The organism is Klebsiella sp. Q2 (assembly GCF_009900705.1).
In the GTDB taxonomy this organism is placed as follows: domain Bacteria; phylum Pseudomonadota; class Gammaproteobacteria; order Enterobacterales; family Enterobacteriaceae; genus Klebsiella; species Klebsiella quasipneumoniae.
Genome location: NZ_JAAABE010000009.1, coordinates 44,738 through 59,384, shown reverse-complemented (window position 1 = coordinate 59,384; position 14,647 = coordinate 44,738). Strand labels below are relative to the sequence as shown.

Genomic DNA, 14,647 nt, shown 5'->3' with positions numbered 1-14,647 from the left:
AGCTTAAAACGCTTCGCCGACCTGGAAGTAAAAGCCGCTGCTGCCTTTGCCGATACCGTAGTCGAGGCGAACGTTAACGCGAGGTTTGAATTCAAAGCGGTAGCCAACGCCCGCCGAAGGCAGCCAGCGGTCATTATTCAGCGACGACAGTGAAGGCCCCATGGTTCCCGCCCCGGCCCAGGCGACAATCCCGTGCCGCCAGGTGAGCTGCCGGCGATATTCCAGCTGGCTGCTGAAGACGTTTTTATCCCGGTAGCGCCCCTGGTAGTAGCCGCGCATCCGTTCATCGCTGCCCAGCAGCGGCATCATGCTCCACGGTACCTCGCCCTGGGTGAAGGCGCCATCGGCCTCCCAGGCGAGGACGCTCTTCTCGCTGAGGGCATGATAATGGCTGTAGTGCAGCTGAAATTCTTCAAAGCGGGTATCGCTGCCTAAGCCGGGCGCATAGTGGGTGTAACGGAAGTTGGCATACTGACCCCGGCGCGGATTGGGGACGAAGTCGCGATCGTCCCAGTTGAGCGCGACGCTGGCACCCGAGCTGAATACCGACGGTCCCTGCGGGGTATTTTCAATTTTCGGCAGATCGTTATGGTCCATCTTATCGGCATTCTGCGCCGCCAGCGACCATCCAGCGCCGAGATAAACATTGTCGATAAGCTGCCGGTAGACCGTCGGGCGCAGGGTCAGCACCTGGGCGGTATATTTCTCTTTTTCGTTGTCTTTATCGCCGGCATGAAAGCCTTGTCCCCAGAAGTACGTCGGGGTGTTGGCCATTGAACCATCAACAAAAATTCGCCATCGGTCGTGGTCAAAAAAAGCGTAGTTTTTCACGCTAAGGCCAAAGGCGCCGGTGGAGCTGGCGTAGCCGCTGAGCGTCAGCGTGGAATTCTGGCTGGTGGTATCCTGCGGATCGGGACGGTAGAGACCGACGATGGCAGTGCCGATGCCCAGCCCCAGCTCCGGCGTATAAAACGGACCGGGCATCATGCCCCAGTCAATGCCTTTGCTGGCGTCGAACTTATCGCTGGCGCCGAGATGCTGCAGCCAGCCGTCGATTTGCTCGCGGCTGATGGCCTTGGCCTGGACCGGCGCGCATAGCGCGCATGTCAGAAGCAACAGAACAGGGTTAAGCGGTCGGCTCAAAAGCGATACTCACCGGAGATAAAGAAGCTGTTACGTTCGGCAAAACCAAACTCCGTGGTGATGTTAAAATTCTGCGTCAGCTCATACTGTGCGCCCACCAGCACGTTCCACGGCGACTGCAGATGCTGCTTCACATCGAAGCGACCGTTATTGTCCTGGTTGGCCAGGTTGACCATGTTTTGCAGCAGCGGCGACGGCATCGAGAGATCGTTAAGGCTGCCCTTAAACTCCTGCTGCACGTCCTGATACATGCTGCCGACCCACAGGTTCAGCTTACCGGCGGGGAGATGTAGCGCATCGACCGAAGGCGTAATGAAACGATAGCCTACGCGCGGCGAAAAGGTAAACGCATCAATGCTGCCGTCGAGGATATCAAAGCGGGTCTGGGTGTAGTTAGCGTCCAGCACCGTAAACCAGTTGCCGACGCCGCCCACCAGCGTGGTGCCCATCCCATAGGTGGTACCTTTAAAATCGAGGCGAAAGTCGAGGTCCTGCATCCCGGGCATGGGCACCACTTTGCCGTTCGGTCCCTTCAGGCCGACGGCAATCTGCGAAATGGAGTGTCCCTCGGTGTGTCCGACGAGACCATAAACATTTATAAACGGCAGCAGCCAGGCATCCAGCTTGAGCGTCTCGGTTTTGCTGCTTTCCCGCGTATGACCAACGCCAATCTGGAAGGCGTTATCCAGTGAGACCGGCCCCTTAGCGAAAATGTTCTTCACGGCGTGTTTGCAAACAGGATCCTTACCGCAATCGATATTGCGGCCGTCCAGCGACAGGCCGGTGAAGCTAATGCTGTCGACATTAATATTCTGCCGCATATCCATATAATTAATGCTGACGCCAAACGGCAGCGGCAGGACGTAGCCACGTTTTCTGGCCTCATCGCCTAGAAATGGCAATATCGGCGCCGATTCCGCTGTCTCAGTCTCGGTGTCGACCGGCGCCGGCAGATCCGCAGGCTCGGCGCCGTGATAGGCGTACGCCGGCTCAAGCGGCGTCGTTGGTTCCGCGGCCGCGCAAATCTGAACAGAGGCGAATGGCAGCGTAACCAACATCAAATAATGGCGTTTATTCATGAAAAATCTGATGTTAGTTCTGAATTGCAAAAAAAGAGGGCGGGTAGCTTATAGAATCCCCTGTGCGGAATAAGGGATTTAAATGCGGATTAACATCTGTTCATGAAAAAAGAGAAGACAGGCCCGAAGAACGCCAGGCCTGAAGGAAGCTTACGCTAAAACGTATTTTTCAATAGCGAAGGCGACGCCATCATCGAGGTTCGATTTGGTAATGAAGTTCGCCGCCTCTTTAACCGCCGGAATGGCGTTATCCATCGCCACGCCGACGCCGGCAAATTCTATCATCGCGATATCATTTTCCTGATCGCCAATCGCCATAATCTCTTCCGGTTTGATACCCAGCGCATCGGCCAGCGACTTCACGCCGGTGCCTTTATTGACGCGTTTATCCAGTATTTCGAGGAAGTAAGGCGCGCTTTTCAGCACGGTGTACTTCTCTTTCACTTCCGCCGGGATACGGGCGATGGCCTGGTCGAGGATCGCCGGCTCATCGATCATCATGACTTTCAGCAGCTGGATCTCAGGGTCCATCTTTTCCGCTTCGCAGAACACCAGCGGGATGGTCGCCACATAGGATTCATGCACGGTGTAGTAGCTGATATCGCGGTTTGCGGTATACAGCGTATTGCGATCGAGCGCGTGGAAGTGGGAGCCGACCTCGCGGGAAAGCTGTTCGAGGAAGCGATAGTCGTCATAGCTCAACGCGGTTTGCGCCACGGTGCTGCCGTCCCCGGCTTTTTGCACCAGCGCGCCATTGTAGGTAATGCAGTAATCACCCGGCTGCTCCATATGTAGCTCTTTCAGATAGCTGTGAACGCCGGCGTAAGGGCGGCCGGTGGTCAGCACCACGTTGACGCCGCGCTCACGCGCCGCGGCAATGGCGGCTTTCACCGCAGGAGAGATGGTATGGTCTGGCAGCAGCAGAGTGCCGTCCATATCGATTGCAATCAGTTTAATAGCCATAGGATCCCCGGGTAAGATGAGTCTTCCCTCATGCTAACGCGATTCCGCTCAAAAAACAGTAAAAGTGTCGGCCAGAAAGGGGGATGGAACCGCAGCAGAGGATTCCTCTTTTACTGGCAAAGAAAAGCCCGGTCGCGCCATGCGACCGGGCTCAGACATTCCGTTACCCCGGGCAAACTCGCTCCGGGGGAACACGGCTTAGATATCGATATTCGCCGCTTTCAGGGCGTTTTCTTCGATAAAGGCGCGACGTGGTTCAACCGCATCACCCATCAGGGTGGTGAACAGCTGATCGGCAGCAATGGCATCCTTGACGGTGACGCGCAGCATGCGGCGGCTGTCCGGATCCATGGTGGTCTCCCACAGCTGATCCGGGTTCATCTCGCCCAGACCTTTATAGCGCTGGATAGAGAGGCCGCGACGGGACTCTTTCACCAGCCAGTCCAGAGCCTGCTCGAAGCTGGCCACCGGCTGACGACGTTCGCCGCGCTCGATGTAAGCATCTTCTTCCATCAGGCCGCGCAGTTTCTCACCCAGGGTACAGATACGGCGATATTCCGGCCCCATAATGAACTCATTATCCAGCGGATAGTCGGTGTCCACGCCGTGGGTACGAACGCGAATAACCGGTTCAAAATGCTGCAGCTCTTTGTTCTCGTGGAGATCAAATTTCCACTGGCTGCCGTGCTGCTCTTTCTCATTCAGCTCGGATACCAGCGTGTTCACCCAGCGGGTCACCTTCTGTTCGTCAGCCAGATCGGTCTCGGTCAGGGTCGGCTGATAGATAAGCTCTTTCAGCAGCGCTTTCGGGAAGCGGCGCTCCATGCGGCCAATCATTTTCTGGGTGGCGTTAAACTCGGCAACCAGTTTTTCCAGCGGTTCGCCCGCCAGCGCCGGCGCATTGGCGTTAGTATGCAGGGTCGCACCGTCAAGAGCGATAGCGATCTGATACTGATCCATCGCTTCGTCGTCTTTAATGTACTGTTCCTGTTTGCCTTTCTTCACTTTGTACAGCGGCGGCTGGGCAATATAGACGTGGCCGCGCTCGACGATCTCCGGCATCTGACGATAGAAGAAGGTCAACAGCAGGGTACGAATGTGCGAGCCGTCGACGTCCGCATCGGTCATGATGATGATGCTGTGATAGCGCAGTTTGTCCGGGTTGTACTCATCGCGGCCGATGCCGCAGCCCAGAGCGGTGATCAGCGTGGCCACTTCCTGAGAAGAGAGCATCTTGTCGAAGCGGGCTTTCTCAACGTTAAGGATTTTACCCTTCAGCGGCAGGATCGCCTGATTCTTACGGTTACGACCCTGTTTAGCAGAGCCGCCCGCAGAGTCCCCTTCCACCAGGTACAGTTCGGAGAGCGCCGGGTCGCGTTCCTGGCAGTCCGCCAGTTTGCCCGGCAGGCCAGCCAGATCCAGCGCGCCTTTACGGCGGGTCATCTCACGGGCACGACGCGCGGCTTCGCGCGCGCGCGCGGCGTCAATAATTTTGCCGACCACGATTTTCGCATCGGACGGGTTTTCCAGCAGGTATTCGCTCAGCAGTTCGTTCATCTGCTGCTCAACCGCCGATTTCACCTCGGAGGAGACCAGCTTGTCTTTGGTCTGTGAGGAGAATTTCGGATCCGGCACTTTCACCGATACCACGGCAATCAGGCCTTCACGGGCGTCGTCGCCGGTGGCGCTGACTTTCGCTTTTTTACTGTAGCCCTCTTTGTCCATGTAGGCGTTGAGGGTACGGGTCATCGCCGCACGGAAGCCGGCAAGGTGAGTACCACCGTCACGCTGCGGAATGTTATTGGTAAAGCAGTAAATGTTTTCCTGGAAGCCATCGTTCCACTGCAGGGCCACTTCCACACCGATACCGTCTTTTTCCGTAGAGAAATAGAAGATATTCGGATGGATCGGCGTTTTGTTCTTGTTGAGATACTCAACGAACGCCTTGATGCCGCCTTCGTAGTGGAAATGATCTTCTTTGCCGTCACGCTTATCGCGCAGGCGGATAGAGACCCCGGAGTTCAGGAACGACAGTTCGCGCAGGCGTTTCGCCAGGATATCGTATTCAAACTCGGTGACGTTGGTGAAGGTTTCCAGGCTCGGCCAGAAACGCACCATGGTGCCGGTTTTATCGGTCTCGCCGGTCACGGCCAGCGGCGCCTGCGGCACACCGTGCTCATACATTTGTTTGTGCACTTTGTTATCGCGCTGGATAACCAGCTCCAGCTTCTGCGACAGGGCGTTAACCACCGAGACGCCCACGCCGTGCAGGCCGCCGGAGACTTTATAGGAGTTATCGTCAAATTTACCGCCAGCGTGCAGGACGGTCATGATAACTTCCGCTGCGGAGACGCCCTCTTCCGGGTGAATGCCGGTCGGGATGCCGCGGCCGTCATCCTGGACGGAGACGGAGTTATCGCTGTGGATGGTCACCACGATATCTTTGCAGTAACCCGCGAGCGCTTCGTCGATAGCGTTATCCACAACCTCGAATACCATGTGGTGCAGACCGGTGCCGTCATCCGTGTCGCCGATATACATACCCGGGCGCTTACGCACCGCATCCAGCCCTTTCAGGACTTTGATACTGGAGGAGTCATAAGAATTCGACATCAACGTTTCTCGCTCATTTAATCTTGGGTTAATCCGTTATTTTACCTTTTTCCACGCGGAACATCTTCGAATTTTTGTCCGACATGTCCATAACGTGCTCAGCGCTGATCGCGCTGACGAAAACCTGCGACTGCGTCGCTTTCAGGCGACTGGATAACAGACCGCGGCGGGCATCATCGAGTTCCGAGGCAAAATCATCTATCAGGTACAGGCAGCGCCGCCCGCTGACGCGGGTGAGGAACTCGCCCTGCGCCAGACGCAGGGCGCACATCAGCAGCTTAAGCTGCCCGCGCGACAAGGTATCTTCCACCGGCGCCCCGTCGGCACGAATACGGAAATCCGCTTTATGCGGGCCGTGGGCGGTATAGGTTAACATTCTGTCGCGCTCGAAATTCCGCTCCAGCACTTCAGCGTAGTCGGTCTCTTTTTCCCAGCCGCGCTGGAAGGAGAAAGAGAGCGAGAATTCCGGTAAAAATTGCTGACAGGTATCCGCCATGTCTTCGACGATAGCGGCGCTGTATTCGGCACGCCAGCGGCTGATCTGCTCCGCCAGCGGGATTAATTCCAGATCCCATGGCCGCAGCTGGGCATAGCGGCTGACCTGACGCAGCGCGGCGTTGCGCTGCTTGACCAGGCGCTTCAGGTTGCTCCAGGCGGTGAAGAATCCGGCTTCGTTATGAAAGCATCCCCAGTCAAGGAATGCTCTTCTGTATTTGGGGCCGCCGTTGAGTAAAGTAAACCCCTCCGGCGTAATAAGCTGCATCGGCATCAGGTGCGCCAGCTCCGCCACTTTGTGGCCGTCGGTGCCGTCGATACGCACCTTGCTGTCGCCCTGTTTGTCTTTGGTCAGGCCGATGGCGGTTTCCCGCTCTTCGCCCTGTAAACGCCCGTGCAGAACAAACGCATCCTGCTCGTGGCGGATCACCCGGCCAATTTGCAAACTACGAAACGCCCGGCCATGACCGAGCGTATAGATAGCTTCCAGCACGCTGGTTTTGCCGCTGCCGTTGGCGCCAACCAGGAAGTTAAAGCCGGGAGATAAAGCGAGATCCGCATGTTCAATATTGCGGAAGTCTTTGATCAGGAGTCGGGATAGCGACATATCAGCTCGTCATCATTCAAGGGGCGTGGGTGTCGCAGCCAGTTCGTCTACCGCCAGCGCGCAGAAAGCGGAGCGTACACGAAGTACGTGAGCATTTCGAGCACTGCCGGAAGGCGAAATGGCAAGTAAACCAGCCCCTTTGCAGATTCTACAATCGCATTGGCATGACAACGTAGGCGGCGGATTGCGAAGCCGCATCCTCAATCTGCACGCTCGACACCGAATCCGTCAGCAGAATCCGTACATTCTCGCACTTCAGCGCGTTCAGCACATCCAGCACGTAGCTAACGTTGAAGCCAATCTCCATCTCCGTTCCGGCGTAGGTCACGTCCAGAATCTCTTCCGCTTCTTCCTGCTCCGGGTTATTGGCGGTGATTTTCAGCTGATTTTCGCTCACGTACAGCCGCACGCCGCGGAATTTCTCATTGGAGAGAATCGCCGCGCGGGCAAAAGCCTGCTTCAGAATATCGCAGCCCGCTTCGAGGTGTTTATCCGGATTTTTCGGCAATACGCGGCGATAATCCGGGAAACGGCCATCAACCAGCTTCGAAGTGAAGATAAAATCGCCGACGTGGGCGCGGATGTTATTGCTGCCAATCTGCACGCGCAGCGGCGTATCACCGCCGTCGAGCATCCGCATCAGCTCAATCACCCCTTTACGCGGCACGATCACCGAATGGTTCGGCAGCGACGCTTCCAGCGGCATCGAACAGACCGCCAGACGGTGGCCGTCGGTCGCGACGGTGCGCAGTTCGCTGCCTTCGGTTTCGAACAGCATACCGTTTAAGTAGTAACGAACATCCTGGTGCGCCATCGAGAACTGGGTCGCTTCGATCAGACGCTTCATGGTCGCCTGCGGCAGGGTAAATTCCACCTCGCTCTGCCAGTCGTCAAGATTCGGGAAATCGGCAGCGGGCAGGGTCGACAGCGAGAAGCGGCTGCGGCCGGAACGCACCAGCATGCGATCGCCTTCCAGCTGCACCGCGATCTCCGCACCTTCCGGCAGGCCGCGGCAGATATCAAAGAATTTACGCGCCGGAACGGTGGTGGCGCCCGCTTCGTGCGGCTGAACCAGCGCCACGCGCGCCACCATCTCCATTTCAAGATCGGTACCGGTCAGCGACAGCGCGCCGTCCGCGACCTGAAGCAGCAGGTTACCGAGAATGGGCAGCGTCGGACGACCACCTAACGGACCGCTCACCTGTTGCAGCGGTTTTAATAAATGTTCACGTTCTACGGTAAATTTCATAGCGTCACGAGGATAATGTTCTGATTAAATTGGAAAAATCTTCTTTAATGTCGTGGCTTTCTTCACGCAGCTGCTCAATCTTGCGGCAGGCGTGCAGCACGGTGGTATGGTCGCGGCCACCAAACGCATCGCCGATTTCCGGCAGGCTGTGGTTGGTCAGCTCTTTGGCCAGCGCCATCGCCATCTGGCGAGGACGCGCCACCGAACGGGAGCGGCGTTTGGACAGCAGGTCCGCTACCTTAATCTTGTAGTACTCCGCCACCGTCTTTTGAATATTGTCGATGGTGACCAGTTTTTCCTGCAGCGCCAGCAGATCGCGCAGCGCTTCGCGCACGAAATCGATGGTGATCGCCCGGCCGGTGAAGTTGGCGTTGGCGATAACGCGGTTCAGCGCCCCCTCCAGCTCACGCACGTTTGAGCGCAGGCGCTTGGCAATAAAGAACGCCACTTCACCCGGCAGGCGGATGTCGTTCTCATCGGCTTTTTTCATCAGGATCGCGACGCGGGTTTCCAGCTCCGGCGGCTCGATCGCCACCGTCAGCCCCCAGCCGAAGCGGGATTTCAGACGATCTTCAACGCCGTTGATCTCTTTGGGATAACGATCCGAGGTCAAAATGATCTGCTGATTACCTTCCAGCAGGGCATTGAAGGTGTGGAAAAACTCTTCCTGGGATCGCTCTTTATTGGCGAAGAACTGAATGTCATCGATCAGCAGGGCGTCAACGGATCGGTAGTAGCGCTTAAACTCTTCGATGGCGTTGTTCTGCAGCGCTTTAACCATGTCCTGAACGAAACGCTCCGAGTGCATATAGACCACTTTGGCGTTCGGTTTACGCGCCACGATACCGTTCCCCACCGCGTGCAGCAGGTGGGTTTTACCCAGACCCGTTCCGCCGTAGAGGAACAGGGGGTTATAGGCGCCGCCCGGGTTATCCGCCACCTGACGCGCCGCCGCGCGGGCCAGCTGGTTAGATTTACCTTCGACAAAGTTATCAAACGTGTGTTTCACGTTAACGTTAGAACGGTAGGTCGGCTCCGCCGGCGCCGGGACATTATCCCAGCCAGGGCGCACGATCGTCGGCGCCACGCGCGCGGTCTGCACCTGCGCCGCCGGAATGGCCGCTGCGGCCGGGCTTACCGCCCCTTTCTGCAGCGAGCTGGCGGGCTTAGCGCCCACCTCAAAACGCAGCTGCGGGGCGTCCGCACCGCAAAAATCATTGAGGAGTCCATTGATATTATTGAGGTATTTGTCCCTTACCCAGTCGAGCACAAAACGGTTTGGCGCATACAGTGCCAGCGTGTTATCGCTCAGTTCCGCCTGCAATGGGCGGATCCACATGCTGAATTCTGTGGCTGGTAACTCATCCTGCAATCGGGCAAGACACTGCTGCCAAAGCGAAAGTGACACGGCGGACTCCACTCGAACATAAAATCGATATCAAAGAAAAACTGAAACAATCGTGATTGTTGGCACACGTCGACAAGACCCTGCATTAGCCGAAAAGCCCCTGCACAAAAGGGGTGACGTGCGAACCGCTATCTGCGGTTATTTCCCGCTGCGGATCCGGGGATCGCGATCGGGACCGGGGATCATAGCCTAAACTGAGAAAGAGATCTTGTGTTTCTCAACAGATTCTTCCCGATTTATCCACAGGAAGGATCGAAACCGGGTAAGTGTAATCGATCCTGGAAGGAGTGAAGCACGATTTCCGCCGCATATTGGAAAAATTAATGAGCTATGCCGCTTTTGGGCGCAAACGATCTAACAAAGATCCTTCAGGATCCTTGCGCTTTACTGGCCAGGCCGTATAATCCCCCACCCGGCGCGTAATGCCCGTTTTCGTCACACGTCTCAGCTTATTTTTTGTGCGACGAGGTGCGAGAAATAAGGAAAGAGAATTGACTCCGGAGTGTACAATTATTACAATCCGGCCTCTTTAATCACCCACGCTGAGGCGTAAGTCGTTCGAAGTTCGTTCGGGTCTACGCAAAAGTCAGTGAATTTATTCAAGTTTAGGTAGAAATCGCCATGAAACGCACTTTTCAACCGTCTGTACTGAAGCGCAACCGTTCTCACGGCTTCCGTGCTCGTATGGCTACTAAAAATGGTCGTCAGGTTCTGGCACGTCGTCGTGCTAAAGGCCGCGCTCGTCTGACCGTTTCCAAGTAATAAAGCTAACCCTGCGTGGTTAAGCTCGCATTTCCCAGGGAGTTACGCTTGTTAACTCCCAGTCATTTCACTTTCGTCTTCCAGCAGCCACAACGGGCTGGCACGCCGCAAATCACCATCCTCGGCCGCCTGAATTCGCTGGGGCATCCCCGCATCGGTCTCACCGTCGCCAAGAAAAACGTGAAACGCGCACATGAACGCAATCGGATTAAACGTCTGACGCGTGAAAGTTTTCGTTTGCGTCAACATGAACTCCCACCTATGGATTTCGTGGTGGTGGCGAAAAGAGGGGTTGCCGACCTCGATAACCGTGCTCTCTCGGAAGCGTTGGAAAAATTATGGCGCCGCCATTGTCGCCTGGCTCGCGGGTCCTGATCGGCCTGATTCGAGTTTATCAGCGCCTGATTAGTCCGCTACTCGGGCCGCATTGTCGTTTCACCCCAACCTGTTCTCAATACGGAATTGAGGCCTTACGCAGGTTTGGAGTGATAAAAGGCAGTTGGTTGACGATGAAACGCGTATTAAAATGCCACCCTTTACACCCTGGTGGTGACGATCCCGTCCCGCCTGGACCATTTGATACCAGAGAACACTAACGATGGATTCGCAACGCAATCTTCTTATCATCGCTTTGTTGTTCGTGTCTTTCATGATCTGGCAAGCCTGGGAGCAGGACAAAAATCCGCAACCCCAGCAGCAGACCACGCAGACTACGACCACAGCAGCGGGTAGCGCCGCCGACCAGGGCGTACCGGCCAGTGGCCAGGGGAAACTGATTACGGTTAAAACCGACGTGCTTGAGCTGACTATCAACACCAACGGTGGCGATATTGAGCAGGCGCTGCTTCTGGCGTATCCAAAAACGCTGAAATCGACCGAACCGTTCCAGTTACTGGAAACCACCCCGCAGTTTGTCTACCAGGCGCAGAGCGGCTTAACCGGCCGTGACGGTCCGGATAACCCGGCAAACGGCCCGCGTCCGCTGTACAGCGTCGATAAAGAGGCGTTTGTGCTGGCCGATGGCCAGGATGAGCTCGTCATCCCGCTGACCTACACCGACAAAGCCGGCAACGTCTTCACCAAAACCTTCACCCTGAAACGCGGTGGCTATGCGGTGAACGTCGGTTATAGCGTGCAGAATGCCAGCGAGAAACCGCTGGAAGTCTCGACCTTCGGTCAGCTGAAGCAGACCGCTGCGCTGCCGTCCAGTCGCGATACGCAGACCGGCGGCCTGTCCACGATGCATACTTTCCGTGGCGCAGCGTTCTCCACCGCGGATTCGAAATACGAAAAATACAAATTCGATACCATTCTGGATAACGAAAACCTGAACGTTAGCACCAAAAACGGTTGGGTTGCCATGCTGCAGCAGTACTTCACCACTGCGTGGGTGCCGCAGAATAACGGGACGAATAACTTCTATACCGCCAACCTCGGCAACGGCATTGTTGCTATCGGCTATAAATCTCAGCCGGTACTGGTACAGCCTGGTCAAACCGACAAACTGCAGAGCACGCTGTGGGTCGGCCCGGCGATTCAGGACAAAATGGCTGCCGTCGCGCCGCACCTGGATCTGACCGTCGACTACGGCTGGCTGTGGTTCATCTCCCAACCGCTGTTCAAGCTGCTGAAGTTCATCCACAGCTTCCTCGGCAACTGGGGCTTCTCGATCATCGTCATCACCTTTATCGTTCGTGGCATCATGTACCCGCTGACCAAAGCGCAGTACACCTCCATGGCGAAGATGCGTATGCTGCAGCCGAAGATTCAGGCCATGCGCGAGCGTCTGGGCGACGATAAACAACGTCAAAGCCAGGAGATGATGGCGCTGTATAAAGCGGAGAAAGTGAACCCGCTGGGCGGCTGCTTCCCGCTGATTATTCAGATGCCGATCTTCCTTGCGCTGTACTACATGCTGAGCGCCTCGGTTGAACTGCGTCATGCGCCGTTTATCCTGTGGATCCACGACCTGTCTGCTCAGGACCCGTACTACATCCTGCCGATCATCATGGGCGCGACGATGTTCTTCATCCAGAAGATGTCGCCGACCACCGTGACTGACCCGATGCAGCAGAAGATCATGACCTTTATGCCGGTCATCTTCACGGTGTTCTTCCTGTGGTTCCCGTCTGGCCTGGTGGTGTACTACATCGTCAGCAACCTGGTGACCATTATTCAGCAGCAGCTGATTTACCGTGGTCTGGAGAAGCGTGGCCTGCATAGCCGCGAGAAGAAGAAATCCTGATACTCTTCATTCTTCAAGGCAACGCATCTGCGACTTGAATGATTTAGAGTAGTTACGGTAACGTTAATGCCAGAGAAGGCGGTCAATGGACCGCCTTTTTTACATCTACATAGAGAGTCACCATGAGCCATAACGACACTATCGTCGCCCAGGCAACCCCACCGGGACGCGGGGGGGTGGGCATCCTGCGCATCTCCGGCCTCAAAGCGCGCGACGTCGCGCAGGCGGTACTCGGCAAGCTGCCGAAACCGCGCTATGCCGACTACCTGCCGTTCAACGACGTTGACGGTACGCCGCTTGATCAGGGGATTGCGCTTTGGTTCCCCGGGCCGAACTCCTTTACCGGGGAAGATGTGCTTGAGCTGCAGGGCCACGGCGGCCCGGTCATTCTCGACCTGCTGCTTAAACGTATTCTGACCCTGCCGGGCCTGCGCATCGCCAGGCCCGGCGAATTCTCTGAGCGCGCGTTCCTTAACGACAAGCTCGACCTGGCGCAGGCAGAGGCCATCGCCGACCTTATCGACGCCAGCTCAGAACAGGCGGCGCGCTCGGCGCTGAACTCACTGCAGGGGGCCTTCTCCGCGCGGGTTAACCACCTTGTGGAAGCACTCACTCACCTGCGCATCTATGTGGAAGCGGCGATTGATTTTCCGGATGAAGAAATTGATTTCCTCTCCGACGGCAAAATTGAAGCCCAGCTGAACGAGGTGATGGCCGACCTCGACGCCGTCCGCGCCGAAGCCCGTCAGGGCAGTCTGCTGCGCGAAGGGATGAAGGTGGTGATCGCCGGGCGGCCAAATGCCGGTAAATCGAGCCTGCTAAACGCCCTGGCGGGCCGCGAAGCAGCGATCGTCACCGACATCGCCGGCACCACCCGCGACGTGCTGCGCGAGCATATCCATATCGACGGCATGCCGCTGCATATCATTGATACCGCAGGCCTGCGCGACGCCAATGACGAAGTGGAACGTATCGGCATCGAGCGCGCCTGGCAGGAGATTGCCCAGGCCGATCGGGTGCTGTTTATGGTCGATGGCACCACCACCAGCGCCGTTGATCCGGCGGAGATCTGGCCAGATTTTATCGAGCGCCTGCCCGCTAAACTGCCGATTACCGTGGTGCGTAATAAAGCCGATGTCACCGGCGAAGCGCTGGGTATCAGCGAAGTAAATGGCCACTCACTGATCCGCCTGTCGGCACGCACTGGCGAAGGCGTCGAGGTGCTGCGTAACCACCTCAAGCAGAGCATGGGCTTCGATACCAATATGGAAGGCGGCTTCCTCGCCCGCCGTCGCCATCTGCAGGCGCTGGAAGAGGCGGCGGACCATCTGCAGCAGGGCAAAGCCCAGCTGCTGGGCGCCTGGGCCGGCGAGCTGCTGGCGGAAGAGCTGCGTCTCGCGCAGCAGGCGCTGAGCGAGATCACCGGGGAGTTCACCTCCGATGACCTGCTGGGCCGCATCTTCTCCAGCTTCTGTATCGGCAAATAACGTTTAGTCCGTAAATGTTCACTCACCCGCATTAACGCCGCGTTAATGCGGGTTTTTTCTTGCCCTTTGCGGCGCAACGTTCTCTACTTTTATCTCCCCTTAACCACGAGACTAAAGCATGACCGTTGAATATACCGTGATCGAGAAGGTGCCCTCCGCCGAAGCGTTTTGCCACCTGCGAGAGGTAGCGGGTATGTCGCCGCGCCCCCTGGAAGGCGCCAGAGCCGGGCTGCCGCGCAGCTGTTATGGCGTACATATCCTCTGGCAGGAGACGCCTATCGCCATGGGGCGCATCGTCGGCGACGGCGCAATTAATTTCGACATTGTCGACGTCGCCGTCGATCCGGCTCACCAGGGAAAGGGCCTTGGGCGGCTGGTGATGGAGAAGCTGGTTGCCTGGCTGGACGCTAACGCCTTTGACGGCGCCTACGTTACGCTGGTGGCGGATGTTCCGGAGCTGTACGCGAAGTTTGGCTTCGAAAGCGTTCGGCCGGAAAGCGAAGGGATGGCCCGCGTGTGGCGATGCCGGGGCCGCTAGTTCGCGTTTCCTGCCAGGAAAATAGCGTTGTCCAAATGGCAACTCGTCTTGCGGGACG

General features: G+C 56.9%; 13 protein-coding genes. 6 read left to right on the top strand and 7 right to left on the bottom strand.

Annotated elements, in window-relative coordinates; genetic code table 11:
• Window positions 1–3 precede the first annotated feature (3 nt).
• From GT756_RS24510 to dnaA, 7 genes are all read right to left on the bottom strand, one after another.
• On the bottom strand, window positions 4–1,119 hold the full coding sequence (locus tag GT756_RS24510; RefSeq protein ID WP_174562455.1) for a BamA/TamA family outer membrane protein: 1,116 nt from the start codon (window positions 1,117–1,119) through the stop codon (window positions 4–6).
• Window positions 1,120–1,139: 20 nt separating this feature from the next.
• Window positions 1,140–2,222, bottom strand: a complete 1,083-nt coding sequence (locus tag GT756_RS24505; RefSeq protein WP_126494022.1) for a hypothetical protein — start codon at window positions 2,220–2,222, stop codon at window positions 1,140–1,142.
• Window positions 2,223–2,372: 150 nt separating this feature from the next.
• The gene (gene yidA, locus GT756_RS24500) at window positions 2,373–3,185 is read right to left on the bottom strand and encodes a sugar-phosphatase (protein WP_004202280.1); all 813 of its coding nucleotides are present in this window, start codon (window positions 3,183–3,185) and stop codon (window positions 2,373–2,375) included.
• A 198-nt stretch (window positions 3,186–3,383) separates the two neighbouring features.
• Entirely contained in the window at window positions 3,384–5,798 is a 2,415-nt protein-coding gene (gene gyrB, locus GT756_RS24495; RefSeq protein ID WP_060656538.1) for a DNA topoisomerase (ATP-hydrolyzing) subunit B, read from the bottom strand.
• Between the two features lie 28 nt (window positions 5,799–5,826).
• A complete protein-coding gene (gene recF / locus GT756_RS24490; protein WP_004202283.1) occupies window positions 5,827–6,900 on the bottom strand; it encodes a DNA replication/repair protein RecF in 1,074 nt (357 codons plus the stop codon).
• 148 nt (window positions 6,901–7,048) lie between these two features.
• Complete coding sequence (gene dnaN / locus GT756_RS24485; protein WP_004145090.1) at window positions 7,049–8,149, bottom strand: DNA polymerase III subunit beta; 1,101 nt, start codon at window positions 8,147–8,149, stop codon at window positions 7,049–7,051.
• Between the two features lie 4 nt (window positions 8,150–8,153).
• Entirely contained in the window at window positions 8,154–9,557 is a 1,404-nt protein-coding gene (dnaA, locus tag GT756_RS24480; protein WP_012540254.1) for a chromosomal replication initiator protein DnaA, read from the bottom strand.
• Between the two features lie 621 nt (window positions 9,558–10,178).
• Between dnaA and rpmH the strand changes: the two genes are divergently transcribed.
• From rpmH to GT756_RS24450, 6 genes are all read left to right on the top strand, one after another.
• Window positions 10,179–10,319, top strand: coding sequence for a 50S ribosomal protein L34 (gene rpmH / locus GT756_RS24475; protein WP_000831330.1), 141 nt, complete (start codon window positions 10,179–10,181; stop codon window positions 10,317–10,319).
• Between the two features lie 15 nt (window positions 10,320–10,334).
• On the top strand, window positions 10,335–10,694 hold the full coding sequence (gene rnpA, locus GT756_RS24470) for a ribonuclease P protein component (protein ID WP_004151535.1): 360 nt from the start codon (window positions 10,335–10,337) through the stop codon (window positions 10,692–10,694).
• Entirely contained in the window at window positions 10,658–10,915 is a 258-nt protein-coding gene (yidD, locus tag GT756_RS24465) for a membrane protein insertion efficiency factor YidD (RefSeq protein ID WP_004151536.1), read from the top strand. The genes rnpA and yidD overlap by 37 nt, the downstream gene beginning before the upstream one ends.
• 2 nt (window positions 10,916–10,917) lie before the next feature.
• The gene (yidC, locus tag GT756_RS24460; RefSeq protein ID WP_017899657.1) at window positions 10,918–12,564 is read left to right on the top strand and encodes a membrane protein insertase YidC; all 1,647 of its coding nucleotides are present in this window, start codon (window positions 10,918–10,920) and stop codon (window positions 12,562–12,564) included.
• Between the two features lie 122 nt (window positions 12,565–12,686).
• Window positions 12,687–14,051, top strand: coding sequence for a tRNA uridine-5-carboxymethylaminomethyl(34) synthesis GTPase MnmE (mnmE, locus tag GT756_RS24455; RefSeq protein ID WP_004202288.1), 1,365 nt, complete (start codon window positions 12,687–12,689; stop codon window positions 14,049–14,051).
• 118 nt (window positions 14,052–14,169) lie between these two features.
• Window positions 14,170–14,589 carry a GNAT family N-acetyltransferase gene (locus GT756_RS24450; protein WP_004202289.1) on the top strand — a complete coding sequence of 140 codons (420 nt, stop codon included), beginning with the start codon at window positions 14,170–14,172 and terminating at the stop codon, window positions 14,587–14,589.
• The last annotated feature ends 58 nt before the right edge of the window (window positions 14,590–14,647 follow it).

Excerpts from the sequence above, each read along its gene's own strand:
- GT756_RS24505 (WP_126494022.1), bottom strand. The coding sequence starts at position 2,222 with ATGAATAAACGCCATTATTTGATGTTGGTTACGCTGCCATTCGCCTCT.
- yidA (WP_004202280.1), bottom strand. The coding sequence starts at position 3,185 with ATGGCTATTAAACTGATTGCAATCGATATGGACGGCACTCTGCTGCTG.
- gyrB (WP_060656538.1), bottom strand. The coding sequence starts at position 5,798 with ATGTCGAATTCTTATGACTCCTCCAGTATCAAAGTCCTGAAAGGGCTG.
- recF (WP_004202283.1), bottom strand. The coding sequence starts at position 6,900 with ATGTCGCTATCCCGACTCCTGATCAAAGACTTCCGCAATATTGAACAT.
- dnaN (WP_004145090.1), bottom strand. The coding sequence starts at position 8,149 with ATGAAATTTACCGTAGAACGTGAACATTTATTAAAACCGCTGCAACAG.
- rpmH (WP_000831330.1), top strand. The coding sequence starts at position 10,179 with ATGAAACGCACTTTTCAACCGTCTGTACTGAAGCGCAACCGTTCTCAC.
- yidD (WP_004151536.1), top strand. The coding sequence starts at position 10,658 with ATGGCGCCGCCATTGTCGCCTGGCTCGCGGGTCCTGATCGGCCTGATT.
- yidC (WP_017899657.1), top strand. The coding sequence starts at position 10,918 with ATGGATTCGCAACGCAATCTTCTTATCATCGCTTTGTTGTTCGTGTCT.
- mnmE (WP_004202288.1), top strand. The coding sequence starts at position 12,687 with ATGAGCCATAACGACACTATCGTCGCCCAGGCAACCCCACCGGGACGC.
- GT756_RS24450 (WP_004202289.1), top strand. The coding sequence starts at position 14,170 with ATGACCGTTGAATATACCGTGATCGAGAAGGTGCCCTCCGCCGAAGCG.